General features: G+C 57.2%; 21 protein-coding genes and 1 pseudogene. 9 read left to right on the top strand and 13 right to left on the bottom strand.

The window, feature by feature from the left end; genetic code table 11:
* Positions 1-34: 34 nt before the first annotated feature.
* The 3 genes from HB780_RS06285 to HB780_RS06275 all read right to left on the bottom strand — a co-directional run bounded on the left by HB780_RS06285 (position 35) and on the right by HB780_RS06275 (position 3614).
* Positions 35-967, bottom strand: a complete 933-nt coding sequence (locus HB780_RS06285) for a LamG domain-containing protein (protein ID WP_183689177.1) — start codon at positions 965-967, stop codon at positions 35-37.
* A gap of 49 nt (positions 968-1016) precedes the next feature.
* Positions 1017-2099 (bottom strand): glycosyltransferase family 4 protein, encoded by a 1083-nt coding sequence (locus tag HB780_RS06280; protein WP_183689176.1) that lies wholly within the window; start codon positions 2097-2099, stop codon positions 1017-1019.
* Positions 2100-2273: 174 nt separating this feature from the next.
* On the bottom strand, positions 2274-3614 hold the full coding sequence (locus HB780_RS06275) for an FAD-dependent oxidoreductase (RefSeq protein WP_183689175.1): 1341 nt from the start codon (positions 3612-3614) through the stop codon (positions 2274-2276).
* Between the two features lie 309 nt (positions 3615-3923).
* Between HB780_RS06275 and HB780_RS06270 the strand changes: the two genes are divergently transcribed.
* Together HB780_RS06270 and HB780_RS06265 are read left to right on the top strand one after the other, a co-directional pair.
* Complete coding sequence (locus HB780_RS06270) at positions 3924-5891, top strand: hydrolase (RefSeq protein ID WP_183689174.1); 1968 nt, start codon at positions 3924-3926, stop codon at positions 5889-5891.
* 136 nt (positions 5892-6027) lie between these two features.
* On the top strand, positions 6028-7470 hold the full coding sequence (locus HB780_RS06265) for a lipopolysaccharide biosynthesis protein (RefSeq protein WP_183689173.1): 1443 nt from the start codon (positions 6028-6030) through the stop codon (positions 7468-7470).
* Positions 7471-7507: 37 nt separating this feature from the next.
* Here the strand turns inward: HB780_RS06265 and HB780_RS06260 are convergent, their stop codons facing one another.
* The 6 genes from HB780_RS06260 to HB780_RS06235 form a co-directional block, all read right to left on the bottom strand.
* Complete coding sequence (locus HB780_RS06260) at positions 7508-8509, bottom strand: glycosyltransferase family 2 protein (RefSeq protein ID WP_183689172.1); 1002 nt, start codon at positions 8507-8509, stop codon at positions 7508-7510.
* A gap of 5 nt (positions 8510-8514) precedes the next feature.
* Positions 8515-10251 (bottom strand): Wzz/FepE/Etk N-terminal domain-containing protein, encoded by a 1737-nt coding sequence (locus HB780_RS06255; protein WP_183689171.1) that lies wholly within the window; start codon positions 10249-10251, stop codon positions 8515-8517.
* The gene (locus HB780_RS06250) at positions 10248-12287 is read right to left on the bottom strand and encodes a glycosyltransferase (RefSeq protein ID WP_183689170.1); all 2040 of its coding nucleotides are present in this window, start codon (positions 12285-12287) and stop codon (positions 10248-10250) included. The genes HB780_RS06255 and HB780_RS06250 overlap by 4 nt, the downstream gene beginning before the upstream one ends.
* Complete coding sequence (locus HB780_RS06245; protein ID WP_183689169.1) at positions 12284-13684, bottom strand: hypothetical protein; 1401 nt, start codon at positions 13682-13684, stop codon at positions 12284-12286. Before HB780_RS06245 ends, HB780_RS06250 begins: the two co-directional genes overlap by 4 nt.
* A gap of 125 nt (positions 13685-13809) precedes the next feature.
* On the bottom strand, positions 13810-14502 hold the full coding sequence (locus tag HB780_RS06240; RefSeq protein ID WP_183689168.1) for a class I SAM-dependent methyltransferase: 693 nt from the start codon (positions 14500-14502) through the stop codon (positions 13810-13812).
* Between the two features lie 161 nt (positions 14503-14663).
* Positions 14664-15389, bottom strand: a complete 726-nt coding sequence (locus tag HB780_RS06235) for a sugar transferase (RefSeq protein WP_183689167.1) — start codon at positions 15387-15389, stop codon at positions 14664-14666.
* Between the two features lie 284 nt (positions 15390-15673).
* Between HB780_RS06235 and HB780_RS06230 the strand changes: the two genes are divergently transcribed.
* The 4 genes and pseudogenes from HB780_RS06230 to HB780_RS06215 all read left to right on the top strand — a co-directional run bounded on the left by HB780_RS06230 (position 15674) and on the right by HB780_RS06215 (position 20044).
* Positions 15674-16786, top strand: coding sequence for an IS630 family transposase (locus tag HB780_RS06230; RefSeq protein WP_183689626.1), 1113 nt, complete (start codon positions 15674-15676; stop codon positions 16784-16786).
* A gap of 89 nt (positions 16787-16875) precedes the next feature.
* A pseudogene (locus HB780_RS06225) lies at positions 16876-17986 on the top strand (glycosyltransferase).
* 36 nt (positions 17987-18022) lie between these two features.
* Positions 18023-19375 carry a polysaccharide biosynthesis/export family protein gene (locus HB780_RS06220; RefSeq protein ID WP_183689165.1) on the top strand — a complete coding sequence of 451 codons (1353 nt, stop codon included), beginning with the start codon at positions 18023-18025 and terminating at the stop codon, positions 19373-19375.
* A 288-nt stretch (positions 19376-19663) separates the two neighbouring features.
* On the top strand, positions 19664-20044 hold the full coding sequence (locus HB780_RS06215; protein ID WP_183689164.1) for a hypothetical protein: 381 nt from the start codon (positions 19664-19666) through the stop codon (positions 20042-20044).
* Positions 20045-20289: 245 nt separating this feature from the next.
* On the opposite strand, the gene HB780_RS06210 is transcribed toward HB780_RS06215, so the two are convergent.
* On the bottom strand, positions 20290-20661 hold the full coding sequence (locus tag HB780_RS06210; protein ID WP_183689163.1) for a COG4315 family predicted lipoprotein: 372 nt from the start codon (positions 20659-20661) through the stop codon (positions 20290-20292).
* 319 nt (positions 20662-20980) lie between these two features.
* On the opposite strand from HB780_RS06210, the gene HB780_RS06205 reads away from it, so the two are divergent.
* Together HB780_RS06205 and HB780_RS06200 are read left to right on the top strand one after the other, a co-directional pair.
* Complete coding sequence (locus HB780_RS06205; protein ID WP_183689162.1) at positions 20981-22000, top strand: sensor histidine kinase; 1020 nt, start codon at positions 20981-20983, stop codon at positions 21998-22000.
* A 136-nt stretch (positions 22001-22136) separates the two neighbouring features.
* The gene (locus tag HB780_RS06200; RefSeq protein ID WP_183689161.1) at positions 22137-22445 is read left to right on the top strand and encodes a hypothetical protein; all 309 of its coding nucleotides are present in this window, start codon (positions 22137-22139) and stop codon (positions 22443-22445) included.
* 430 nt (positions 22446-22875) lie between these two features.
* Here HB780_RS06200 and HB780_RS06195 read toward each other — a convergent pair whose 3' ends face one another.
* A complete protein-coding gene (locus HB780_RS06195) occupies positions 22876-23415 on the bottom strand; it encodes a hypothetical protein (RefSeq protein WP_183689160.1) in 540 nt (179 codons plus the stop codon).
* Between the two features lie 370 nt (positions 23416-23785).
* On the opposite strand from HB780_RS06195, the gene HB780_RS06190 reads away from it, so the two are divergent.
* Complete coding sequence (locus HB780_RS06190) at positions 23786-24208, top strand: helix-turn-helix domain-containing protein (RefSeq protein WP_183689159.1); 423 nt, start codon at positions 23786-23788, stop codon at positions 24206-24208.
* 14 nt (positions 24209-24222) lie between these two features.
* Here HB780_RS06190 and HB780_RS06185 read toward each other — a convergent pair whose 3' ends face one another.
* Both HB780_RS06185 and HB780_RS06180 read right to left on the bottom strand, forming a co-directional pair.
* Complete coding sequence (locus HB780_RS06185; RefSeq protein ID WP_183689158.1) at positions 24223-25620, bottom strand: sensor histidine kinase; 1398 nt, start codon at positions 25618-25620, stop codon at positions 24223-24225.
* Positions 25617-26288 carry a response regulator transcription factor gene (locus HB780_RS06180; RefSeq protein ID WP_183689157.1) on the bottom strand — a complete coding sequence of 224 codons (672 nt, stop codon included), beginning with the start codon at positions 26286-26288 and terminating at the stop codon, positions 25617-25619. The genes HB780_RS06185 and HB780_RS06180 overlap by 4 nt, the downstream gene beginning before the upstream one ends.
* Positions 26289-26290 lie beyond the last annotated feature (2 nt).

Genomic DNA, 26290 nt, shown 5'->3' with positions numbered 1-26290 from the left:
CCGTTGATCGCCTAGCGCGATAATTTGACCGACGTCACGCGTAAACCTGCATGTAGTCGACCCGCATATGGGTTAGCCGGTCTTCCGGCTTCAGCGGATTGGGGAACGGGACATCCGACCGCAAGGCAAGCGTGAGCAGCGGCCAGAATACATCTCCTCCCGCATCCATCTCCGCTGCGCGCCCCAAAGTCCAGTCGATAGGCTGCTGGGTTTTCGGATCGAGGATCTGTTTGCGCTCGAAGTAGAAGCGGCAGCGGGCACCCTCGATGAGCAGACCATAGCGGAAATAGCCCTTGGTGATATCGACGCTGGTCGGAACGCCGATCCCTTTGTGATGCTCGCCCGGCTTGCCCCATTCGTGCAGGTATGCGCCATAGAGGTCGTGTTCCCACCCTTTCTGTTCGACGACATCGAGTTCGACGCTCGTCTGGGGAAAAAGAATGCTCCTGCCGTTCATCAGCCAGAAAGCGGGAAAGCTCAACGGATGGGCAGGAAACTGCATCCGCGCCTCGAAATAGCCCTGCCGCCAACCTTTGAGGATTGTACCGTCGGGCTTGGCCGTCTGGATATTGCCGGAAATCCATTGGTATTCAGGCAGGTTGTTGCCGTAGTAGCTCGGCACATTCATCTGGTGTCCAATGTACTGGGCCGAAATTTGAAGCGCCTTGCCATTGTTCGCTGAGGGATCATCGACGATCGCATAAGGATTGAAGCCTTCTTCGCCGTCGATCCGGCTGAAGGCGGACCGCCCGTAAAAGCCGGTATCGAAAGTCGTTGCCTTGGGACCCGCATGCCAGATCGCCGTGTCCAGCGTCGTAAACCCCTCATCGAAGACCAGCTTGCGACCTTCAGTCGGATCGGGAGCCTCTTCGGCGGAAGGCCGATTATTCGTCAACAACAAACCACCAGCGGCGGCAAGTGAGGCGGCCCCTATCAGGACGTTGCGTCGAGATGTTGCGGTCGTCATTTCCCGTCCTCTGTTCGCTCTGCCATGGATCTCGATGTCACATCATCATTCAGGCGGCGGCTTGCGTGGTTTTCGAGCCAGGTGCAAGAGCTCCCCCATAGACGTCCATGGTCTCGCGGGCGACGCGGTCAATCGTCATGCGTTCAATCCGCGTCTGGCTCTTGTCCTGCCATTCGCCGATACGTTTGGTGTCTTCAAGCAGGTTGCAGAGCGCTGTCGCCAACGCCGGCGGATCGCGCGGCGGCACGAGAATTCCGGCCGCACCGTATTCCAGTAATTGCGGAATGCCATCCACATTGGTTCCGATAACCGCGCAGCGCGCCTCGCGCGCCTCGGAAAGAACCAAAGGGGCCGGGTCGGCATGCGACGGCAATACGAAAATGTCAGCGCCTACCATCCACGGGAAAGGATCCTCCTTGGCGCCCAGGAACGTGACGGCGGCCGCGCAATCCATCTTGGCGACCGTCTCCTGATAATTGGCATGGAAAGGTCCTTCACCCACGATATAAAGTCTGGCTTTGGGGTACTTCTCATGTGCGATACCAAAGGCTTCAAAAAGATCGGGGAGCCCTTTTCGCGGATGCAGACCACCGACAAAAAGGATGCTCGGAGACCCGAGAACAACGGGCAACGGACTGCGGTTTTCAATGCGTGCTGAACCGATAGTGCCATTAAGGACGACACGAAGTTTCGATGCCGGTATTCCGCGTTTCCTCATCGACGCGCCGACGGCCTCGCTTACCGCGATCACCCGCGTCCCGAGACCCATCAGGATCGCGCTTTTCTCGAACTCGTTGTGCACCGTGGTGACGAGGGGGATGCCAGCGACTTTGCAGATCGGCCAGGCCAACACGGCGCTTGTCATCATATGGGCGTGAACGATCTCCGCCTGCCATGCGCGAACATGTTTGCGGAGTGCGTACGAAGATTTAAGCAGGTTGAGCGGCTTTCTCCGATGGTCCACCATCACTGTCGTGACGTTGTGCCTGTGCAGCAGCTGATCGAAATCGCCGCCGCCGCTCGCGAGGCAGACATCGTGGCCAAGCTTGGCTTGTGCACAGGCTAGATCGACCGCCGCATGAACATGCCCGTTCAGCCTGTTCGTGTGATTGAGAATATGCAGAATTCGCATGAAATCGCACCCAATATCACTGTCAACAAATAGAAATGCTCCGATAGCGGAATGAAACCCGGGTATTACTTGGTCTTCCCAGGCTATATTCCATCAAAATATCGGCCATCATCGAGTTTTGATCATCTCCGGCATATACCTATTGTTCACCTCCCCGACCCTTCGGAAGACTGCCTAGACAACTTGCTTATCGCGCAGCGAGGCCTCAGCCTCCACGGTGGAAGCGCGTGCGGTCGGTTGATAGTTGAATCCGCCCTGGCGTCCGAGGGATTCGAGACCGAACGCCTGAAGTTGCCGGATCGCTTCGGCTGCGTGTTGAGCAGCACCCCGGCTATAGATTGGGTATGCCTCTTCCAGGACGCAGCTACCTTCCAGCCTGAGGTCGCCTTGGAACAGGCCATTGGCGCGGACATGTTCCCTGAAATCACGTTCGGCTTGCTCTACCGAGCCGCCGGCGTGGTTGCCGATGACTTCCGCTGTGAAATATTCACGACCCTCCGCGCGGCCGTAAAAATCGGAATACATCGTCAGACGCTTCCAGGCGCCCTCATGGGAGAAATTATAGATGATCGACTGCTGAAAACCGCGATCCCCGGAAAAGCTGAAATAGAGGCCGATGAGCGTGATTGTTTCGAGTTTTCGCCCTGAATCGAGCCCGCACAATTCTTCCGCCCTGTGAATGGGAATGGTCGAAATAATCCGGTCACATGCGACAATTCTGTCTTTAAGCTGCAAATGAAACTGGTCTTGAACCTTGGAGACCCTCAGCATTTCGGCAGCCAAATGAAACTCGGCCCCGCCTCTTTCCAGTCGATCGGCCGCGGCCTTATAGAGAAATCGAAACCCCTCCTTGGGACGCGCCATCTGCCGATTGGTCGGACCTGCCTGTTTCGGTTTTAGCACTCGCGAAATGAGGTTTTGAATAGACGCGTGCTCGCTGATCCAGAGCATTCGCTTCCGCGCAAGCTCGATATCGATCCCATCCGTCGCAACTCCATAGAAGCGCTTCATGTAGGATTCCAGTCCGGAGCGATGAAGCAGGCGTCCGCCAATCCAATAGCGTGCGAACTCTTTTGCATTGCGCATTTTCCGCTGGAACAGCCGGGCATATATCACCGAAGCGAAAATCCGAATGGTCTCTATGAAACCGGCACCGAAAATGTCGTCCCGAACGGAGATCGGATAAGTGGTGATCATCCTTTGAGGGTTCAGCCGCGCCCATTGCGGACTGATCGGCACATATAATGGCAGCAACTCGGGAAAGTGATCGAGCAGAGGAGAGTCGTCCTGGAAAATCAGGCTGCCGATATCGAACGTGTAGCCTCCGGAGGACCAATCGATATGGTTTCCGCCGATATGGTCATATTCATCGACGATGAGAACACGCGCGTAGCCCTGCCTTAGAAGAACCGACGCGGACACCAGACCGGAAATACCAGCCCCAAGGACGACGGCATCAAACCGTTCCGCCTCGGTGACGGGGTCGATGATGGTCTGATGGCCTGCATCGTTCATGGAGTCACCCTTACCTCCAACAGTTGTGTGAGCCTAGATTATATTTCTAGATATTGGAAGTTGAATTAGAACATATCTCGCAAATAATTTGGTACTATAGCGCATACTAATCTTTACGAGTAGGATACTGGAACAAAAATTCAAGTGATTTACCCTATATAATTCGAATAGTACTTGATATATTTCGCTCTATGCTGTTAACCTGTACTTATTATTGATGTCGAGCCGTGATTATAATCAGTTCGATATTGGGAACTATATCTCGCATGAGAAAATTGACTAAATCGGTGCACGCCGAGGGGGTGTTTAGTGCTACGGCGAAGCCTCGACGATTTTTATCAGCATGCCGACGAAATCGAGCTGATTTCTACCGACGTGTTCGACACGCTACTGTTGCGCCATGGAAAGTCGCAGCGCTCCCGGATTGCCGTGGGTGAAGCGCGTTTCGCGCATCTCCTCAAGGAACGAGGTCTGACCATCGGGAAGAGCGAGCTTGTCAGGGCTCGCCTCCTTGCTCAGAAATTTGCTTACCGCGCACTCAATGCAGGCGGTGGTGCGGGCGAAGTGCGGCTAACCGATATTATCCGCAGCCAACTGGCGGTGCTCAGTTTGCCCGAGGATCTGGTAGAGGAGCGTCTCGCCATAGAACTGGCCGTCGAAAAGACAGCTCTCCTAGCAAACGCGGCACTGGCCACGTTATTGAGGCGATATCGACAGGCAGGCGTCCGAATTGTCGCTGTGAGCGACACGGGGCTTTCCGCCGACCGGCTTGGGGAATTGATCAACCATTTCCACGGTCCCGGCCTTATCGACGGGATCTATTCGAGCGCAGATGCCCAGGCGAGCAAACGCTATGGCGGGCTGTTTTCTGTCGTGCTCGAAACCGAGGCCGTTTCCCCGTCGCAAATCCTGCACATCGGTGATGATATGACGGCCGACGTCCGGGTGCCCGGCGCGATGGGGATCAAGACAGTTCACCTTCCGAGGAGCCGTTTTGATCGTTACGCTTCGCGCGCAGACGGCGCAGCCACCGAAGCGTTCAGACAGATCCGCCAGCGTCTGGTGCACCACGGCCGGGATATTCCCGCGCCAGACGACAAAATCTCCTTCGGCCGAGAGGTTTTCGGGCCGATCGTGGCGGAATTCTGCCTGTTCATCTGGCTGTATGCCACGCAGGCCAAAGCCAACGGCGATACCGCGCTGTTGTTCTGCGCAAGAGGCGGCATCGGCATCAGGGAGGCTTTCGAACGGGTTTTGCAGGCCCTCGGCCTGCCACTTGACCTCAAGCGCGACAACGTCCTGATTTCAAGGCTTGTCGCCGCACGTTCGGCGGTTATGACCAGGAGCCCGGCAGTGCTGGACGAACTTGGTCGGGAGTTCCAGAACAAGAGATTTTCCGACGTTGCCCACGCCTTGGGTGGACAGAGCTACGAATTGCCGGATTCCTGGCGGCAGGTTTTCGATCCAACGCGGTTTTTCGCACGGCTTGATACGAGCGCCGGCCAAGCGGTGCTGGATGACATTCGCCAGCAGAATGACCTCTTCACACGCCACCTCGAGCAAATTTCGGGTGGAGCGAAGCGCATCGTTCTTTGCGATACGGGCCTTTACGGCAGCACTCAGCGGCTACTGGCTGCCGGCTTTCCCGATCGCCGGTTCGAGACCATCCAGTTTGCGCGCTGCAATTACAAGGGGCTGAGCGAGGACCATTTTCCGATGGTCTCAGGCCTCGTCGTCGAGCAGAACCTGTACAATCCCTTAAAGGTGGAAACCGTGATCCTGCGCTATTGGCAGATCATCGAGAGCCTGTTCGAGCCTGCCTTGCCATCCGTTCGTCAGTTCAGCGAGGGTGACGACGGCGTTGTCGTCGCCAACTCCGGCGATGTTCGCTATGGAAAGCTCGATCCGGCGGCCGGAAATCTGCTTCTGTCCGGAGCCTTGCAATACATCGATCGCATTAAAAGTGGGGCGCAGGTTTTAGACGACGCCGACTGCGCATGGTTGCGTCTCAAGCAAGCCATCACGAACCCAAGCAAGATCGATATTATGGCGCTCGGCGTTGGCGCTCGCTCAGTCGATTTCGGCCGCTCCGAGGTGGTGCATGTGCTCAATCGCCCGCAAAACACAGATCTCTCCAAGAAGCTGATGTCGGTCAAATCGCATCTGTGGCGCGAGGGCGCAATTGCGCGTGACTTCCCTCTGCTCAAACCGCCCCTGCTTGCCGCGCTCGAAATGGCGCATGTGCTGCGAGGGGTCTCTGCCCGCCTATATCGTTGAGTTTATGCCAAGGACATTTCCATGACTATTGTAACGCGTCTCAAGCATGGTTCCGTCGAAGAGCTTCCGCCCGCAATGGAACAGCATGGAGCCAATGTTGGATTGCCATGGCGATGGGCGAGGTCTTAGGTTCAGGATGCTCGCGTTCAAAGCCTTCAAAGGAGCCGGCTGGCTCATCGTGTCGCGCTTCCTCGGGCGCATCATCGACTTCTTCACGCTTTTGTTTCTCGCTCGTATCCTGACCCCTGCCGATTTCGGTCTGGCGGCGCTGGCCATGTCGCTTGTTGTCGTCGTCGACACCGTCCTCGAGGTGCCGGTCACGCAAGCGCTGGTCCGGCTGAACGTCATCGACAAGAGCCATCTGGACACCGGTTTTACACTGAGCGTCATGAGGAGCGGATTGATCGCGCTCATCGTCATGGCCGCCGCGTGGCCCTTTTCGATGTTCAATCATAACCCTCAACTGATCCCGCTGATTGCCATGTTGGCCTTAGGCCCGATCGTGAAAGGGTTCTACAGTCCGTCAATGGTGCATTTTGCCCGGAATATGGGCTTCCAGCAAACCTTCATGATGGAATTTTGCGGAAAACTATGCGCCTTCGTCGTCTCCATCATCGTCGTTTTTTCCGGAGGGGCCTACTGGGCCATCGCGGCCAACTTCGTCACCAATTCGATAGCAGCCGTGACGATGTCCTATGTGCTTGCTCCTTACCGGCCGGCGCTATCGCTGGCGCGTCTATCGAACTTCGCCGGCTTCGTCGGCTGGTTCAGCTCCGCACAACTGGTCTCGGCGCTGAACTGGCAATTCGACCGCTTTCTGATCGGCGCCGGCACCGACAGCACCACGCTCGGCCGCTATGCCGTGGCGAGCGACGTGTCTGTGGTTCCGACGCAAAGCCTGATCGGTCCGGCGCTGCAGCCGGTGATGGCCGCCTTCTCGCAGATCAACTCGGATCCTCAGCGAATGAGACTGGCCTTCCTCAAGGCCGCCCGTTTTGCAATGCTGATTTCAGTGCCGGCCTGCATCGGGATATCGCTGACATCGGACCTTGTCACCGATCTGCTGCTCGGAGAAAAATGGAAGGATGCGGCTCCTCTGCTCTGCATGCTTTCATTGGCGGTGATCCCGATCCCCTATTTTCAGACCCTGTATTCGGCCAGCCTCGCTCTTGACCGTCCTCATATTCTCTTCAGGCTGAACGCCATCGACCTCTGTTTCAGGATCGTTTTGATCTCGATCGGCTTCTATTTCTTTTCGACCGAGGGTGCCGGTATGGCCCGCATTGTCCTCTCGGCCATCATGTTCATATTCTACTTGAACGACGCCCGCCGGCTATTGGAACTTGGAATCGGGGCGCAGTTGAACAACATATGGAAGATCGCTCTTGCTGCGATCGTCATGGTGATGTCGGTTCTCATTCTGCGGGAAGAGCTCGCGGGACGGTCCTGGAATCATGTCCTGGAGCTTGCGCTCGTCGTGGCGACGGGCGCTGTGGCCTATGTCGGTACGCTCTTTGCCCTCGGCGTGCGACTGATCGCTGGACGTGGACGGCTCGAACTGGCTGACCGTCGTCGGTGATCGCGGTCTGCCCGATCCGACGTTGGGCTCGTAGCTGTTACAGTAGCGACTGAATCAGCCCGAGGGTCGAGCGCTTGCCTCCATTCAACCGATAGGCAAGTCCGCCCCGCGCCCGTCGGTTTGGGAGCACCATCGTCAGCAACCAGAATGCTGCCACGGTCGCCTTGGTCTTCATGGGATAGGCTTCCCGCCGAAGCTGGCGGAGCAGTTCAAAGAGACGTCCGATTGGTGGGCGCCGCCCTTCGGCTATCGCCAGATAGAAGCTGCGCTCGAGATAGAAATAGGCCCGCTCGGGCTGAACCAGTTCGTCCGACCGACCATACTGCACCAGAATTCGGCGCAGGTGGCTCATCCGCCGGACAAAGCGGTTCAATTCCCCACGCAACGAAGCCGGGTCGACGGCACGACCCAGTCCGGAAATATTACGGCCATGGACGCGGTAGCGTCCTAGTTCCTCAGACAGGCTCACGACATCGCCCATGAATGGCGCGGCAAACAGGATCACCCCGTCCACCGCGCGATCGTAGGTCATTTCCCGAAGGTGTTCGCACAGGTCGCGCCTGAACACGTTTCCGGATGTCGGTGGGGTGGTGTAAACGCCCGTACGCAATACGAGATCCGCAAGTGTTTCGCGTTCGCGAAACTCTTTTAGAGGTGTCGCGGCACTGGTGACGGCCCCCTGGTCATTGATGCGGGTCAGCGAAAATTGAAGCTTGGCGACGTCGCTATCCAGTCTCGCAATGATAGTTGCGAGTGAACCTGGAGCCAGTTCGTCGTCCGCATCAAGAAACAGAACGAACGGCGCCTGTGTCCGCTCAAGCCCGTAAAACCCCGCCGCCCGTTGTCCACTGTTTTCAATGCGATAGGCGGTCACACCTTCACCCTGGATGATGTCCCAGGAAGAATCCGTCGAGCCGTCGTCGATGACGACAAGCTCACAATCATCGCGGCCCTGTGAAACGACGCTGCGGATCGCACTCGCCACATAGGTTTCGTAATTCCAGCAGGTGATGACTACGGCTATTTTCGGAGCTTCCATTCTTGTCATGCCTTTGCCCGGTTGATCACAGTGCCAATCACATTGGCGCCGGAGCGTCGCAATTGCTGTAGTGTGTCGTTGACCTGCTCGGTCGTCGTCCGCCCGGCGTTGGCAACGATCAAGACCGCGTCGGCGTGAATTGCCAGTGCCTGCGCATCCGTCGAGCCGCCGACCGACGGCAAGCCGAGAAGCACGTCGCCTCTGGCACGGGCTGCGTCCACGATCCGTGCGACACGACGATCACGGAAATCGACGTAGAGATTTGTCAAGGCGTTTGCAGAATGTATGGGGAGCACGGCAATGCCATCCCCGTCTCCGCGTCCGTTCCCGAAAATCACCTGTTCCGGCCGCATGTCGGCAACGAGCGCATCGGCCAGCGACGTTGTCGGCAAAGCGTCGGGACCATCGTCGCTGAGGTCGATCTGCCCCATCTCCGCGTTGAAAAGCGTCGTATGCCGACCGCTCCGGCTAATAAATTGCGCCAGACTCAAGCATAGCGTCGATACTCCATTGCCTGCCTCCCAGCCCGCGACTGCGATCACGATGCCTCGCTCATTGCGAATTGCCGAGCAGGCGATCTCGATGGATGTCCTGAGATCACGGATCGCCACGGCATAAGCACTGCCAGGCAGGTTGACGACCACGGAGGTTCTTCTGTTATGCGAGCCCCGCCTGAGGTCAACCCGACTTACCGCGTCCGGCAAGGTTCCGAGACATGGTATCCCGGTATCCCGCATCAGGTCCTTGGCGTTGCGAACCTTCCGATCGAGCGCAAGATTGAGCGCAATCATGGAGAAGCCGGCAAGCAACCCGAGAACGCCTCCAAGCGCAGTGATCAACGATGGGCGCGGCGCGGATGGGCTGAGTGGCGGTAGCGCCGCGCCGATAATCCGGGCATCGCCGTCCGGCGTCGGAATAGCCGGCAGTTTTCCCTGTTCCATGGCATCCGTCGCGGCATCGACCTGCGAGGCCAAGGCATCGAGGCGCCACTGAAGCACCTCCGTCCCGGCCTGGGCCATCTCCGCCTTGAAAGAGACCGCTTGCAGGATATAGCCGGACACGGCCGCATTGGCGACACGCGCGGCGAGCACCGGATCGGAAGATGAGTAACTGATTTCCATGACATAGGATTGACCAACCCGGCGGACGTCGAGGCGCTTCGCGAAGCTCTGGAATGCCGCTTGACGCGCATCGGTGGCCGGGGCCGCGCTATTGCTTGTCGCAGCCACCCCATCGGAGCGGGCTGTTTTGCCAGTCTCCGATGTCACGGCACTGCCCCCTGTCTCGGGCTCGTTCAAGATGCGCCGCACATTGCTGACGACAAGATCGAGCATCCGAGGTGGTTGTGGGCCAAGCTCCGGACTAGTTTCCAGATTCAGGCTGTCAAAAACCGCCGAGAGCAAGCGCTCTGAACGGATGATCTGGAGTTCGCTGTCCGCTCTGTTCAAGTCGAGATTTTGCGCGGCGCTCGCGTCTTGGCCCGAGCTGGATGTCGAGCGGCGCGGCTCAAGCAGCAGGGTCGCGGTCGCTGTATAGATCCGAGGTAGGGAATGGGCGTAAAATCCCGCCAGGCCGATACCGATGGCCGTGCATAGAATGAGTTTTACCTTGTGTTGCAGCGCAAGCGCGCTCATCGATCGCAGGAGCGCGACCGGCCCTTCATTGGCGTTCTCCGCCGGAGCGTCGTCGAGCCGCCAAAGCCGGGACGAGCGTTCCAAAAGAGACGGATTGTTTTGCGTCATCTGGTCGTCACCTCCGACTTAAGTTGCCCTGTATTGTTTTTCGCTGTCAGCCTTGCCGCGCGTTCTGGTTCCAGGCGGCCACGAAGAAGATCGGCGATTGCGATCAGATTGCCCCTGGCCCGTCCGCGCCTGTCGACGAAAGGTTCGGACCATGCCGCTCGCGCGAAGTTCATGGCCATGTTGCAAAAGATGTGGTTGGCGACCTTTGCGCCCGTCATCGTGCCTTTTCGCAGCATGTAGATGGGGTTTAGGATCTGCGAATAACCAAAGCGCTCGCCGCTTATCCGGCCGTTCTTGACGCCCATATGCACGCCGAAAGCTTCCGCGCATTTGACGAAACGACCGCCGCGCTTGCCAAGTGCTGCGGCAAAATCTCGATCTTCCAGCCAACCATAGAGAACGAGCCGCTCGTCGAAACGGGTATCGCCAATGGCTTCCGCCCGGAATGCCATATTGCAGCCATAGGGACTGTAGGGCTCGATCCAGCTCCAGTCGCTTGGCGGAGCGGCCTCCACAAGGCGCAACGCCTCTTCGAAACCGATACCTGGGCCGTTGACACCGTCCGCAAGGACACGTCCTGTAAAGCCGACGATCTGGCTATCGTCACGAAACGACCTTGCGGCGGCGGCAAGCCAATTCCTGTCCGCAACGAAGTCATCGTCGAAGAAGGCGACGATCTCGGTGTCTTCCGGCAGGCTCAAGAGCGCAGTATTGCGCTGCGTGGTCAGGCCCGGCAGGCCAGCCACCACCGTCACCCCCGCATGCCCGACCAGATCGCCCGCATCCGCAATATCAATGCAGGAAACGATAACGGCTTCAGGCTTCAACGTTTGCGTGGCAAGCAGGTGGCGGACCGTGGCGCTTACGACACCGGGCCGCCCGCGTGTGGCGATGACGACTGCCGTGCGCGGAACACTCGCAGTGACCGGCTTGTAGGTTTTCGGCTCTGCTGCGGGCCGTTCGAGCAACTCCATATAACCGGAAGCCGTCTGCGACCAGGAAAAATGCAGGACCTGATCATGTCCCCTTCCGACGAGTTCGCTGCGGAGTTCGGGCGTATCCTTCAGCGCGCGGATATGCCGGATCCAAGCCGCAGGATCGGACGGCGAGGCAAGCAAAGCAGCATCGCCGCAGACTTCCGGCATGCTCGCGGTGTACGAAGCGATGACTGGGCAACCCCGCGCCATGGCTTCGACGATCGGAAGGCCAAAACCTTCCGTCAGCGACGGAAAGGTGAGGCAGAGCGCCCTTTCGAGCAGGTAGGCCAGATCGTGGTCCGACACCCGGCCGATCAGATGAACGTTCGATCGTTGTTTGAGTGCGCCGGGAACAAAAATCTCGGCGCCTCCACCGGCGATCACAATATCCACGCCGATCTCGTCAAGCCCGGGAGCCGCATCGACAAGCAGCGCGAGGTTCTTGTGACGCGCCCTGGAACCCAGAGCCAGAATGAACCGGCGATCGCTTTGCCCGAACGTTTTGGTGATAAAGCCCGGCGCCATTTGTGCAAGCGTTGGATCCCAGCTCAAGGCGTGCTCATGGCCATTTGGAAGCACGGCGATGTCCTCGATCCGGATTGGCAGATGCCGGGCGATCTGGCGTGCCGCGGCATGGGAGACCGTGGCAATCCGCGCGGACCGGCGCACGAGAAGCGGCTGCAGCGTCTGATAGACCATCCGAAAGGTGCGGTTATAGCTTTCGGGAGCCGAAAATACGTTGGCATCGTGGATGCAGACGATCTGATCGGCCTTGGAGGCAGGCGCGGTGTTGCAAAGGTTGAGGAGCCGGCCGTGCCATTGGGCGGGCAAAGTGATCTGCTCCCAGGGATGTCCCGAAAGAGGTCCCGACTGGATCAGAGGCATATGACTGAGCCCCGGATTTGGCGTCCCCGATGGAGCAATGATCGCCGCCCGCGCATCCGCTGCGGCGAGCACACCATCCAGTGCGCGCACGACATTCGACGCATAACGCTGCACCCCCGTTGCGCTCTGCGTGAAGAAGCGGCCATTGACCGCGAAAAGGGCGGCAGCACTCATATGGTAGCTCCTATCGGGCGGCTCGCGCGCACGACCTGTGTACCGCGCTCCGGTTGGGCCGAGGCCATGGCGGCCAGCATGCAGAAGAACAGGCCTTGGTCGATGACCGGGCTCACCAGCATGTCACCGACCAGCAGCCCCAAACAGCCATTGCGCGCCGCAAGACGCGCATCGGCCATGAAGCTTCCCTGGACACCACGCTTTTTGATCAACGCGTCGAATGCGAAAGCCAGATAGAAGATCGTTCCGGGAATGCCGACATTCGCAAGCAGCGCCAGGAGGAAGCTGGACGTACGTGCAGTTCCGAGACCCACTCCCAGCCCCAGACTGTCGACGACGTTCCCGATCGCGGCCACGTTCCAGGAGTTGCGTTCAATCCCGGAATCGGACGTGGATTTGCCGAGGGCCACGATATCAATGTAATTGTAGATAAGCTTCGACATGTACGGGTCGATTGCGACCATGAGAGCAACCGCCAACGACACCAACGGCACAAAGACGATCGCTGCCGTGGCGGTCCGGCTGGTATTTTTCCGCCCGCTGACCGACAAGGCGGTTGCAAATAGGATCAGCAACATGACCGGCGTGCCAACGAGCCCGGTCGATGACGTCGACATCACAACCAGAACGAGAGATATGGCAGCAAGTGAGCCGCTAAGGTAGGGTCGACGGCCACAAAGCCAGAGTGTTCCGGTAAAAGCGAAGACGCCGAGCGTTGAGCGGGCAAAGGAGGAGGCCTCGGTAAAGGACCCGACGATGCGCTTCACACCGGCAATCTGATCATCAGTATGAAGCGTGTATTGAGCGTTCCGCATGAAAGCGAGGATGCCCTGCGAGCCTGTCGTATAAGTACCGATGTCGAGCAGCGCGAAGACCGTGTTGGCGACGCTGTAGGCGAGCAGCCCGGCGAGAACGGCTTGGAAGCCGCGATAGGTTGACGCGACCGCCACCGTCATTGCGAAGCAGATGAGGTTGCCGATCATGTAGACGCTTTGCGTGAAGTTGCTCGACACCGGCACCAGCGGCACGGTGGAACGGGTATCGCCGTAGACCGTGGTTCCGAGCGGCACGATCTGGGTTATCCCAGTCAGGAGGCGCGGCGCGAAATAGGCGCTCATCACGCCATATAGGACCAGAAGGGCAAACCAAAATCCGGGTTCGCCAAGACGTAGCGCATGCACGAATGCCCCAGCCGCCCGTTCTCGCGTGATGACGCCAAGCACCAGGAAGCCGAGAAGAACATGGCCCGGCTGGATGTTCGCCGCACCGATGAACATCGCCGCTGCCGATCCGAGTACGGCCGTCATCGCCAGCATCACAACCGTCGCCCTGTTGCCGAGAAACAGACAAAGCAGCCCGCTTAAGATGGCGAAAATGCCGATCGGCTCAATGCTCATGGCATCGCCTCGCCGCGATTGGATCGCGCACTGACGGAGAGGCAATATAAACGATCGCCAGGTCGGAGGTTCCGACCGATCGCGTATCGAGCTGCAGCATTCGTCCCGGGCAGCCGCATGAACGTCTACTCTGCCAAAACGAGAAGCGAGTAGCCGCCAAGCAACCTCACGGCCAAATCCGGATTGATGGAAAAGAGCAGCTTTCGCGGCAAACGCATCAACGTACTGCTAAAGGCCTGATTGGGCAGTTCCAGACGACTTGCCGTGTATTTATAGTCGATGACGGAGTATCCGCAGTCCTTGAGGGTGGCAATTGCCGTGTCCTTGAAGAAGTAATGCAGATGCCCGACATTGGCGCGGAGCTTCTCAATGGGCCATGCACGCAGCACCGACTGTACTGAAAGATCGAGCGGGATGTGGAAGATCTTGTAGCGGCCGCAGGGTCGCAAGCCTTTGATGAAAGAAATATAGTTTTCTACATGTTCTATCACATCGGCAATAACGACAACGTCGTATCGCGTGTCTTTTTCTTCGATGATGTCCTTCAGATGAAAAGAGACGTTGCTTTTCTCCTTCGTCTTGGCTCGCTGATAGGCATGGGGAGAAACCTCATAGCCCGTGAACTGAACCTTCGGAAAGCTGCGGGACAGATTGAGAAGAATCTCGCCCGTGCCGCATCCGACCTCGCAAAGACTGTCGAAGTGAAGTCCGTTTTTTCTGATAATCTCCTCGATCTGGCGCGCTTTCCAAGGAGAATCCTCTTCGTGCCATGTCGGGTTCAGTTCAGCATATTGATCGGAAACATAAATGTCCTGCAAACTGATAATTCCTTATACAGAGTTCAGTTCTGGCAGACCGTCACGGCAAGTAGCGTCGCGGCCGCGAATAGCTGCCGAGCACCCCCGGTCGTCAAAGGCGTACCGTTTTTAAGTCTCTATTTTGATTGCCCCGGCGTCGCGGATTAAACGGGTGCGACGGCTCAATAACTGCCTCTCGAGGACAGGACCGCTGGAATGGTCCTGGCCATAATCATCATATCGCCCCACAAGCTCCGCTCGGCCACGTAACGCGCGTCGAGTTCGACACGCGCATCATAGCTCGTGTCACTGCGTCCGCTCACCTGCCAGAGACCGGTCAGGCCAGGACGCACCTTCATGTAATCGGCAAAGTAGGCGCCATAGAGCTCGGCCTCGCTCGGAACGATCGGACGCGGGCCAACTAGGCTCATCTCGCCCCGAAGCACATTCAGGAGTTGAGGAACCTCGTCGACGCTGTTCTTGCGCAGAAGCTTGCCGAACGGCGTGACACGGGGATCATCCCTGAGCTTTCGCGTGGCGCTCCATTCGGCCCTCGCTGCGGGATGAGCGTCGAGATGTTGCGCAAGCACTTCCTCGCCGTTTGTGACCATCGTTCTGAACTTCAGGCAGGAAAACAAAACCCCGTTCTTGCCGATGCGTCGATGGGACAGGAAGATCGGCCGGCCCTGCGTTACCAGAAGGATTGCCGCCACCATCAGGATCATCGGCAACAATACCATCAGAGCAATGCCGGCCAAAATGCCGTCCACGCAATACTTGATGGAATCCGAAGCAACATTGGAATTCGACTTTTTTGAAGTCGCCAGACCGACGGATACACCGGCTCGTCGTCGCATCCGCAGACTATCCAGTGAGTCTAATTCGCTTCTCAGATCAATTTCCCTCATCTGCTTGCTCCATACTCGAAAGATATAAAGAAATACCGCCTGATATGCTCAGACATTGCCGATATCGGAATGTAGAGTTACGTTAACAAATAATAAATAAATTGACAATGTCTTTATTGCGACGCAATATGTGTGTATCAAATGTTGAAAATTAGAATAATACAGACAGAAAGTTGATGTTATTAAGTCTAGTTTTTTGATTTCTCACTTTATATATTTGAATATAGTAATATTCAATTGGAACTTAAGTTCGCATCATTGTTCTGTACTTAATTTAGGGGATCATAACGATGGCGGGCACGACTGGGCGGCCGACGGCGCCGTTGGTTCTGACTGAGGAAGAACGGGCTTATTTGAAGCAGCAGGCACGCCAGGAAGAGGCGTCAGCTCGGTCCATGTCCGAGCGGTGCCAGATCGTTCTGCGCTGTGCCGACGGCATAGCCAGCAAGATGGTAGCTGCGGAATTGGGCATCCATGAAAACACCGTCGGCAAGTGGCGGCGGCGCTTCCTGCGAGATCGCGTCGAGGGGCTCTTCGACGCGGACCGTTCAGGCAGGCCGCGCACCATCAACGATGACCAGATTGCCGCTGTGATCGAGCGCACGCTCCAGTCGACGCCCGAGGACGGGAGCCAGTGGTCAATCCGCTCCATGGCGGCTGAAACAGGCTTTTCACATACGACGATCCGGCGGATCTGGGCCGCATTCGGGCTACAGCCACATCATTCGCAAACATCTCGACTGTTGAGCGATCCGCTATTCATCGACAAGGTCTGCGATGTCGTCGGGTTCCATTTGGCACCCCCCAACCGCGCGTTGGCGCTCAGCGTCAATGAGAAGAAACCGAGACGGCTGCAAAGTCGCGAGCAATCTGGCCCGCCGACAAAGTCGGACCAATCCGAGCAACGGATGCGTCACCCTATTCGGGATGGCGCGCGCCCTTTGCTTGCAGCGCTTGACGTCATTTCCGGGTTCGCGGTCGACAATGACGACAAGCGTCACGGGGCTACAGAGCTTCTCGACTTTCTCAGGCAGATTGATGCCAGCGTCCCTCCTGATCTCGATGTTCACATCATCGTGGATAACCACGCGACCCGCAAAATTGCAGCGGTCCGGTCCTGGCTGGCGCGCCGCCCTCGCTATCATATCCATTTCGCCCCGACATCAGCTTCATGGTTCACTCAGATCGAGAGCTGGCTTGCTGAATTAAGCCGCAAGCAATCGCAGCGGGACGTGCGCACCTCAACCAGCGAGCTGGAGGCCGATATCCGTGCATTCATCGAACGCCACACTGAAAGCTTCAAATCTTACAGTTGGACGAAATCAACCGATGAAACCAACTCCTCGGCCAAGCGCTTTCGACAAAAATCCGATCAATCACAATATCGCGAACTTTAGATTGATGCCAATAGGCGCTTGGCACATCAAAACTCTAAATATACCTGCGCGTAAGCTGTAATCTTTTTGTTTTGTTTCCGGAGTACTTCATGCGCGTTGCAATCATACATTATTGGCTGGTTGGAATGCGTGGAGGAGAAAAAAGTTCTGGAGGCCCTTTGCCGAATGTATCCGTGCGCCGACATCTTCACACATGTCTATGATGCATCGGCTGTTTCCGACGTCATCAAGAAGCACAAGATCCATACGACGTTCATCGACCGGCTTCCCGGCGCGAAAAAGCTCTACAAGAAATATCTGCCTTTGATGCCGATGGCCTTGGAGCAAATGGACCTTAATGAATACGATCTTGTCATCAGCAGCGAGTCCGGACCTTCCAAGGGTATAATACCAAGTCCATCGGCTTTACATGTTTGTTACTGTCATTCGCCGATGCGATACATATGGAATATGTATAATAAATATTACGATAGTTCTGGCCTGATGACCCGAATGATGATGCCGCCGCTCGCGCATTATTTGAGAACCTGGGACGTTGCGACCGCCAATCGGGTCGATCATTTTGCCGCCAATTCGGCGACGGTTGCTCAGCGGATCAAGAGTTACTATCGGCGGGACTCAGAGATCATTCATCCCCCGGTAGACACCACTGCCTTTCACCCGATCCCGTCTTCGGAGGTCGGCGACCACTATCTGATGGTAGGCGAACTGGTGAGCTACAAGCGGCCCGACCTTGCGGTGGAGGCCTTCAATCTCATGAAGGCGAAGCTCGTCGTCATCGGCGGTGGAGAAATGCTCGACCGGATGCGAAAAATAGCCGGGCCTACCGTGACGATCATGGGGCCGCAGCCGTTCGATGTCCTGAGAGAGCAGTATTCGCGCTGCAAGGCGCTTATCTTTCCTGGCGAGGAGGATTTCGGGATCGTGCCCGTGGAGGCCATGGCGAGCGGCCGACCGGTCATCGCATATGGTCGCGGCGGCGCAACCGAAACGGTGGTGTCGGACAAGACGGGCGTGTTCTTCGAAACACAGGCGACCGAAGCCATAATCGATGCTGTCGAGCGCCTGGAGCGGATAGATTTCAATCCGGCTGATGCCGTTGCTCGCGCCGCCGAGTTCAGGACGGACGTTTTCATCGAGAAATTCAAGTCTTTCGTCAACAAATCAATCGTTGAGCGCGCCAATGTTGGTCATCTATAGACTATCGCGGCCGGCGCCGGACAGGAGTGAAACGTTATGCGATCAGATGTTGCATTAACCCATCGCCAAAGGAGCCCCGCGCCACGCCGTCGTCTTTCGGCTTGCCGCCTCTCCTTTCTGGCCGCGATCGCCCTGTTCCAAATACTGAGTATCTCCAGTGCCTCTGCTGACGATTATGTTCTCGGCCCCCAGGACAAGCTGAAGATCCGGGTGTTCGAATGGCGACCGATGGCCGGGGCAACGATCGAGTGGGCACCGCTCACCGGGGAGTTTGTCGTATCGACGGCGGGCAATCTGTCGATGCCCATCATCGGGACGGTGCCGGCGGCCGGCATGACCCTGGAACAAGTCTCCGATTCAATCGGCGAGCGCCTGAAGACGCAAGTCGGCATGCAGAAGCGCCCGAACGCATCTGTCGAAGTGGCTGAGTATCGTCCATTCTTCCTCACCGGGCTTGTGACCAGGCCGGGGAAATATAGCTATAGCCCCGGCCTCACCGTCGTTCAGGCCCTGAGCATGGCGGGAGGAACCTTTGGCCTCATCGACCCCAATCTTGTCGGCCTGCAGCGCGACGCGCTGGTCGCTCGCGGTGACCTGCGGACGCTGGAGGTCGAGCGCCTCAGCCTTCTTGCCCGACAGGCCCGTCTGGATGCCGTTACGCAGGATCAGCCCTCGATCGCCTTTCCGGCGGACTTGACGACGCGGGCGAATGACACGACGGTCGATCGCATGATGCGGGAGGAACAGGATCTGTTTGATACCCGCCATCGGTCGTTGAGCACCGAGATCGACGCCCTCAATCAGGCCAAATTGCTTGCAACCAATCAGATAGAGGCGCTGAATTCCAAGGCTACCTCGCTTGCCAAGCAGATCGACCTTGCCAACAAGGATGTGGGAACGGTCAGCAAACTGATTTCCCAGGGGCTGACCGTGTCATCCCGTGAGCTCGGAGCCAACCAGAACCTGGCGCAGCTCCAAAGCCAGAACCTCGACGTCGCGCTCGCCAATCTCAAGGCACGGCAGGATATTGCAAAGGCAGACGGCGACATTGCCGATGCCAGCAACCGCTACCGTGTACAGGCATTGACCGAGGCCACCGAAGTGCGTGATCGCCTTGCGGCCAATCGGGAGAAGACGACTACGACGCGTGGGTTGCTAGAGAATATCCAGGCTCGCGCTCCGGCGGCGGCAGCAAACATGGCAGCGGATGACAGCCAGCGCACGCTGATCACGACCATCGATCGCATCGTCAACGGCACCCTGCGGACCATCGTAGTCGGCGATAATGATCCGGTCGTCCCGGGGGATGTCATTCGCGTCGAAGACCAAAAATCGGCGCCTTCCGAACAGGCCGCAAGCAACAGCATCAAGCCCGCGTCGTCCCCCTGAACACTGACTTTCTCGCTTGGAGATTGCGGATATTTGTCGGCGGCGCGAGAGCAAAAATCCCATGCCGCCACTGCGATTCACGTCTATCGTGTGATTCGACAGTCAATAAGTTCGCCTTGTGATAGCGAAACTTGTTTCAAGCTGTATTGGTATTGCAAGGAAGTCCAGTAACTTCCCCGAATTACTAAGCTAGGCAGTGATTCCGGCTTGTTCTACGAGCGGAGATAACTGATACTGATTGTATTACTAATCTCGATTCTGGATCAGATGCTCGGAGTTGAACGTTTGATGGCATGGGGCCTCGTTCTTTCATTTGCAGTCGGCGCTTTATGCGCCCTAAGAGTACCGATCCTTCACTTCACCATCATAGTGTTGGCTATCGTGGTGGGCTACGCGGTCATGAATATCGGCACCGGAAGTTCGGCGATCGAGATTATTTCATGGGCTGCGCTCTTGGCTGTCATTCTTGAAGCCGGTTACATTTTCCCGCACCTGCTGTTTTACGTCGTCTATGTGAAATTGCTGGGACGTGAACGTCGGAGGTCGCCGGATTTGGGATCTGGTTTTTTTAACTATAGCCCGTTTAGCGGGCACCAGGACAAGATGCTTCCATCTGCACCAGAAGGTGCGAATGCGGAGACGAAAGCTGGGCAGCGAATTCAAGATTGAGCGGCGAAGTTAGCCAGTGAATGGCAACCGCACGCCAGCCCTCTAATCCAATGTAATAATGAATCCGACGGTCACGAAGAGGCGCGTCATCTTTCGATGACTGGCGAACCTGTTGCCTTGGGTCTCCATAATATCAGGCGAGCCGATTTACATGCGGCGGCGTGCCGTTACTCACGAAACCCGAAACTGACCGCGCGACAGTGGACGATCCGAAGACCGCCCACTCTAACTGTGCGCCCGTCCAGCTATTTGGCTACGTGCCAAATCTTGCCAACGCCATCGCCGGTCATATCGCCGGACTTTTTGTCTCCGACAAACGTGTAAAGCGGTTTGCCGCCATAGGCCCACATTTGCTGACCATCCGCATCCTTGACCAACGACCACTCGCCCTCCGCCTTGGCCTTGTCGGCAGCGCGGAAGGCTGGCCACTTCTTGAGGCAATCCTTATCGCAGTTTGATTTTCCCGCGGTATCCTTATCGAAGGTATAGAGGGTCATGCCCTTCTCAGTGGCCATGACCTTACCCATTTTGGTGTCGACCATCTTGGCGGGCTCGGCTGCCAGAGCCGGCAATATTGTCGAGGCCAAGAGGCCGATCGCGATCAGCAACGTTTTCATGTTTCCTCCCATTCGGGAGTACCGGCGAAATGCCGGTAGTGCCCGATATAGCTATACCTAAACGTCCGGTCGCGGACGTAGTTCCATTGAACGGCTGAACAAGGGGCACGACGGAAACTGCGGCACTATCGGTAAACGAATGAAATTGCTGGAAAGGTCTGGACTATCGCGAGACGTGCGAACGATTATTCCCATTGCCTCATCAATCCATGCTATTGTCCGGCAACGTGCATAACAGCAGGCGCCGACTTAAGCGCCAACGTCCATACCGGGGAAGGCTTTCGCACCGCGAGCCTCCGGCCCCTGAGGACACCAAACCATGACCATCCTCCCAACCCTCCAGCCCGAAGGCGGGCTTAACCTTGCACTCGCGGTAGTTGCCTCATCGAGCGCGCCCCTGTTGCTTCTCGACGGCGATCTCATGGTGATTGCTGCCAGTGCATCGTTCTACCACGAATTCCAGATCGAGCCGGTCAAGATGACAAATCGGCAGCTGTCGACCCTGGGCAATGGAGAATGGAATGTGCGGCAATTGTCTTCGTTGCTGCAAGCCACCGCCGCGGGAGCTGCCCATGTCGATGCCTATGAAATGGACCTCAATCGTGACGGCCAGACACCGCGGCGCCTGGTGTTGAACGCGCAGAAGCTCGATTACGGAGACCCCGAGCATATCCGGCTTCTTCTTTCCGTCTCCGATGTCACCGACGCTCGCCTTGCCGAAAAACTCAAGGATGATCTCTTGCGGGAGAAGGCGATCCTTCTGCAGGAAGTCCAGCACCGGGTGGCAAACAGCCTGCAGATCATTGCCAGCATCCTGATGCAAAGCGCGCGACAAGTGCAATCGGAGGAAACCCGCACGCATCTGCAGTCGGCGCACAGCCGGGTGATGTCCATCGCTGCCGTCCAGCAGCAGTTGGCTGCCTCAAGACTTGGCGACGTTCTGCTCCGTCCATACTTTGAGCAACTTTGCAAAAGCCTTGGCGCATCGATGATCCAGGATGCGAAGGCGCTTTCCATTGAAGTCAATGTCGATGACAGCAAGACCAAGGCCAACGTCTCGGTCAGCCTCGGCCTTATCGTCACGGAATTGGTGATCAATGCTCTTAAACACGCCTTCCCTGGTCATCGCAGCGGCAAGATCATCGTCGATTATCATTCGAACGACACGCAATGGTCGATGTCGGTGAGCGATGACGGTGTTGGTATTCGCGCAGACCCGGCAGGCTCCAAGCCCGGCTTGGGAACGGGAATCGTCGAGGCGATGGCAAAGCAACTCGATGCCGAGTTCACGATTAGCGACGCCAAGCCGGGAACGAAGGTGTCTATCGTCCACATGTGATCAACATCTGTCCACCAATAGCGCCAGCGAAACTCTGACAATCAGCAAACTAAAATGGGCCATATACGGTCATCATTCAAATAATCGGTATTTCCCTGTAGTGAAAGATCAATCCATGACAATCGCGAGTGAGGCAGTGTCTGCCTATCGTTGGTGCCCGCTCGAGCTGGCGCCGGAAAATGACTTCGTGGGATATTCGGGTGACAGGATGATCGGTAGAGTCTTCCTGGAACCGCGTCCGCGTTTCAACGGTCTCTGGCATTGGTCGAGTGCGACCGGATCCGATCCCGGCCTCGAGATCCTGCGCCAAGGCTATGCCGCATCGGCGCAATTGGCCATCGAAGCAGTTCAAGCCTCATACGAAAATGCAATGGGCATCGATCTGGCGTTTGTGCGGACTGACGAAAGCCCTATAGATCATAGTGATATTATCTCAACGCCGTAGTGCTTCGACTTGAAGATGGCTCATTTCCGCGAATACGCCCGTCGCCAGGCAATATGCGATGCAAATGAACCGGCCTATTCTTGCTTACCAAGGGTACTGAATTTCGCACACCTGCATCAAAAACTCGTTCAGGGTTTCACGACCTCGGCAAGTTCGCTTTGTGTAAGTCTAACCTCAGTCTCTCCCGGCCTCTCGTCCGGATGTGAAAATTCCATACCCTCCGTTTCAGGCATATCGAGCGCTTGCTTTGTGTTCATGATTCCGACCGCTACGCGCCTGCCGCGTTTCTTGACGGTTGCTTCGACCATTTTTTTGGACATTGGCTTATAGCTCCATTGGATACATCATAGTGATGCGTGATTGCCCGTCCGCTGCGCACTTTCCAGGGGGAGGATCTGGCAAGGTGCCGCCTTGGCGTGCTGCACACCAATCAAGGGTTAGCGCCACCTTCGTTGTCCCACCGTGCCAGCGATCCGGCACTAGGCGACCTGCCGTCATGAGAGCGCGCATCGAAATCAGCCCTTAAGGCCTCGCTGGCGATTAATCCTGTGTCAGAGATCTCCATCACCCCGCGATCCAAATCACGACGGTTTCTATCGATTTCCATAACCGTATAGAGTTTTTCGTTTCGGAAAGCGCTTGCTCCCATTGTCGCAATGCTTTGACCTGGTATGGATTTGACTTTCATGAAATTGCCTTCAAAGGCGGCCGCCACCACGCGCGCATCGCCTGTTGTCCGTGCCGCGACCAACATCTTGCCGCGCCAGGGTGCAATGTCCCAGTTAGGATCATTGAAGGCTGCGATGGGCACCAATTCGTAAACGCCGAGCGTCTCGCCACGCCCCACAAATGTCGACGACTCTCTGGCTGCATCGCGCAATTGAGCCTGGCTTTCGACCGATTGCCCGACAGCGTTGCTACTGGTTCCTTTGAACGGTTCATTTCCGCCCGTCACGACGTTGTTCGACATCCGCATGCTCCTTGTGCAGCATCGCCAATGGTTGCGATATCGAAGGAAACGAGTGGGTGGGCCGGATAGTTCCGGTCAGGTCCAAAGCATGTGCCGGCGCCCAGGTTCGTCCCGCCCTGAGTAGGGCGTTGGCGATGCAGCAACCTCAATACTTATCATTTAAAAGGCGAATTTTTAGATATTTTAGTTGCTATTCTTGAAACAACGCATGTACTTGTGGTATATTATATTTAATCTATTATTATCACACGAATATATATTTAATTGCACCAATGAAATATATTTAAAAGATAGAATAATCATGGATGCATCTATGAAGATGCTTTTCGCCGTCAGTGCACAGGGATGATGAACCAGATCGGGCGCCAACATGAGCAACATTGTCACGAGCAGAAAACGTTATAGTGAATCTACTGGTGGATCGGGACGTCATCCCGTGGACATGTATGTTGGGCAGCAAATTCGCCTTGCGCGCAAGAAGCAGCGAATGTCCCAAGAATCTCTTTCGAAACACCTCGGCCTGACATTTCAACAAATCCAGAAATACGAAATCGGCGCCAATCGCGTCAGTGCCTCGAAGCTATTCGAAATAGCGACGGCCCTTCAAAGGCCCGTTTCCTATTTCTTTGAAGGCTTTCTCGACGCGGCGGAGAGGGACGCGACGGACGTAGAAAGAGAAAGCGTCACGGTCATCCAGCATACCGCCGAGGGCCGGCGTCTGGCGAGGGCGTTCGTCGCGGCGATGCCACACGTTCGCAAAGCGGTCGTAGGGCTTCTGGAGTCTATGGAGTAGCTGTAGGCAACGTCTTAAGTCAGCAGACCCGCCGCCGCCTGCTTGTCCTTGACTAGTCGTGCCGGCAGGCTGACAGCGACCGACAACCCGCCAAGGTCCGAACGAGCGAGTACGAGCTTGCCGTCATAGGCTTCCACAAGATCCTTGGCGATCGCGAGACCAAAGCCGGTTCCCGTAATGCTTTCGTCGAGTCTTCTGCCGCGACGAATGAACGCCTCTTTCGCACCCTCCGGCAAACCGGGTCCATCGTCATCGATGATCAACTCCACACCACCGTGCTCCTCCAGCACTGACAGACGAACCCTCACCTTCCCCCTCGCCCATTTCCTGGCATTGTCGATCAAGTTGCCGGTGATATCGGCAAAATCCGTCTCGTCTATCGCCAGCCACACCTCCGGCTGCTCGGAGAGTTCGAACTCAATCTGCCTGTCAACTGTCAGGCGTTGCATGACGGAGATGATCTTCTTCAGATCGGCGCTTGCGTCCAAAACACCGACCGTATGAGCGGCCGCCAGGCTCGCCCGTGTCTGCGCCAGCGTCCGCTTGATCTGTGCATCCATCCGGCCGATCTCGGTGCGGATCGCCGCCGCCCGCGCCGGCATACCCTCTTCCGCAAGCACGCGCGCCGTCGCCTCAAGAGCCGCCAGCGGGGTCTTGAGACCATGCGCCAGATCACCGGCACGGGCTCGCGCCTGAGCCAATTGTGTTTCGCGAGATATCAACAGACCGTTGAGGTCGTCGACGAGAGGCTGGACCTCATGCGGGAACTGGCCGGTTATCTGCCGCGCGGATCGCTCCTGCACGGCCATCAGCGCGATGCGAAGATCCTGCAGCGGCTGTAAGCCATATCGAAGAAACGCCACGACCGCCCCGATCAAGGCGACCGACAGCACCCCGAGAGAAGGCGCCATGGCATAAAAGAAGCGCCAGCGCGCCGGCGCAAGCTCGCCGTTATCGAGCGCCATCACGATCTCGACCGTTTGGTCGCCGGTTGCCGACGTAATCGAGACCGACCTCTCGACGGCCAGGAGCTGGCTGCCGTTAGGCCCCGCCATATCCGTTGCGCGACCGGCATCTCGCGGACGAGAGCGAACCCAGGGCAGATCCTGTTCCCAGAGCGATTGAGAGCGCAGCTCTACCGTGCCGTTGCGACCGACCTGCCAATAGAAGCCGCCATTGGGCACGCCAAAGCGAGGATCCGTCGGCATCTCGTCGAGAACCAGCTGGTTGGCGCCGTTTATGTCGACAGCTGCCAGCAGGACCCGCAATTCTTCGTCTATTTCGGAAAGCGCCAGAGCCCGCACGGCCAGCCCGGAAATGGCATTGATGCCGATGCCCGCAAGAAAGGTCGCAACGACGATCGCCACCGCCGAACCCAGCAACAACCGCCCTCGCAGCGAGAATGGCGTCATACCGGCGGAACCTCACCTGGAATGACATAACCCTGGCCACGGCGGGTCTCGATCACCGTTCCATCGAATTTGCGCCGGAGACGCGCGACGACGACTTCGAGCGCGTTCGACAGAAGCTCCGTCTCCTCGTCATAGATGCTATCGGCGATCTGCGACCGGGAGAGTACGGTTCCGGCATTGTGCAGGAGATAGGCAAGCAGGCGGTATTCGAGCGCGGTGACCTGGACCGGCTGGCCGCGAAACGAAACCGTCCGCTGGCGGGTATCGAGCTCCAATACGCCGTTTGACAGAATGGGCGAAGACTGCCCCGCCGCCCTGCGCATCAGGGCGCGCACGCGCGCCAGAAGCTCTTCCATCCGAAAGGGCTTGGTGAGGTAATCGTCCGCCCCGGCATCCATGCCGTCCACCTTGTCGCGCCAACCGTCGCGGGCGGTCAATATGATCACCGGCATGCCGCGCCGTCCAGCACGCCAGCGCCGCAACACCGTCAAGCCGTCGAGTTTCGGAAGGCCGAGATCGAGGATGACCAGGTCAAAATGCTCCACATCGCCGCGATACCACGCCTCCTCGCCGTCGGTGACGGTCGAGACGATATAATGCTGGTCTTCCAGACAACGGCGCATGTCGGAGACGATGGTGGGCTCATCCTCCGCGATCAGGATACGCATCG

Origin of the sequence: Rhizobium lusitanum (genome assembly GCF_014189535.1) — a bacterium.
Classification (GTDB): Bacteria; Pseudomonadota; Alphaproteobacteria; order Rhizobiales; family Rhizobiaceae; genus Rhizobium; species Rhizobium lusitanum_C.
Note: the sequence above shows the minus strand (reverse complement) of the source record. Positions and strands in the feature narration are given on the sequence as shown.

Bases quoted from the DNA above. Each gene is read 5' to 3' on its own strand.
- HB780_RS06180 (WP_183689157.1), bottom strand. From the start codon at position 26,288: ATGCGTATCCTGATCGCGGAGGATGAGCCCACCATCGTCTCCGACATG.
- HB780_RS06280 (WP_183689176.1), bottom strand. From the start codon at position 2,099: ATGCGAATTCTGCATATTCTCAATCACACGAACAGGCTGAACGGGCAT.
- HB780_RS06190 (WP_183689159.1), top strand. From the start codon at position 23,786: ATGAGCAACATTGTCACGAGCAGAAAACGTTATAGTGAATCTACTGGT.
- HB780_RS06265 (WP_183689173.1), top strand. From the start codon at position 6,028: ATGCTCGCGTTCAAAGCCTTCAAAGGAGCCGGCTGGCTCATCGTGTCG.
- HB780_RS06250 (WP_183689170.1), bottom strand. From the start codon at position 12,287: ATGAGTGCTGCCGCCCTTTTCGCGGTCAATGGCCGCTTCTTCACGCAG.
- HB780_RS06215 (WP_183689164.1), top strand. From the start codon at position 19,664: ATGGCATGGGGCCTCGTTCTTTCATTTGCAGTCGGCGCTTTATGCGCC.
- HB780_RS06235 (WP_183689167.1), bottom strand. From the start codon at position 15,389: ATGAGGGAAATTGATCTGAGAAGCGAATTAGACTCACTGGATAGTCTG.
- HB780_RS06205 (WP_183689162.1), top strand. From the start codon at position 20,981: ATGACCATCCTCCCAACCCTCCAGCCCGAAGGCGGGCTTAACCTTGCA.
- HB780_RS06210 (WP_183689163.1), bottom strand. From the start codon at position 20,661: ATGAAAACGTTGCTGATCGCGATCGGCCTCTTGGCCTCGACAATATTG.
- HB780_RS06275 (WP_183689175.1), bottom strand. From the start codon at position 3,614: ATGAACGATGCAGGCCATCAGACCATCATCGACCCCGTCACCGAGGCG.
- HB780_RS06195 (WP_183689160.1), bottom strand. From the start codon at position 23,415: ATGTCGAACAACGTCGTGACGGGCGGAAATGAACCGTTCAAAGGAACC.
- HB780_RS06285 (WP_183689177.1), bottom strand. From the start codon at position 967: ATGACGACCGCAACATCTCGACGCAACGTCCTGATAGGGGCCGCCTCA.
- HB780_RS06185 (WP_183689158.1), bottom strand. From the start codon at position 25,620: ATGACGCCATTCTCGCTGCGAGGGCGGTTGTTGCTGGGTTCGGCGGTG.
- HB780_RS06255 (WP_183689171.1), bottom strand. From the start codon at position 10,251: ATGACGCAAAACAATCCGTCTCTTTTGGAACGCTCGTCCCGGCTTTGG.
- HB780_RS06220 (WP_183689165.1), top strand. From the start codon at position 18,023: ATGCGATCAGATGTTGCATTAACCCATCGCCAAAGGAGCCCCGCGCCA.
- HB780_RS06245 (WP_183689169.1), bottom strand. From the start codon at position 13,684: ATGAGCATTGAGCCGATCGGCATTTTCGCCATCTTAAGCGGGCTGCTT.
- HB780_RS06260 (WP_183689172.1), bottom strand. From the start codon at position 8,509: ATGGAAGCTCCGAAAATAGCCGTAGTCATCACCTGCTGGAATTACGAA.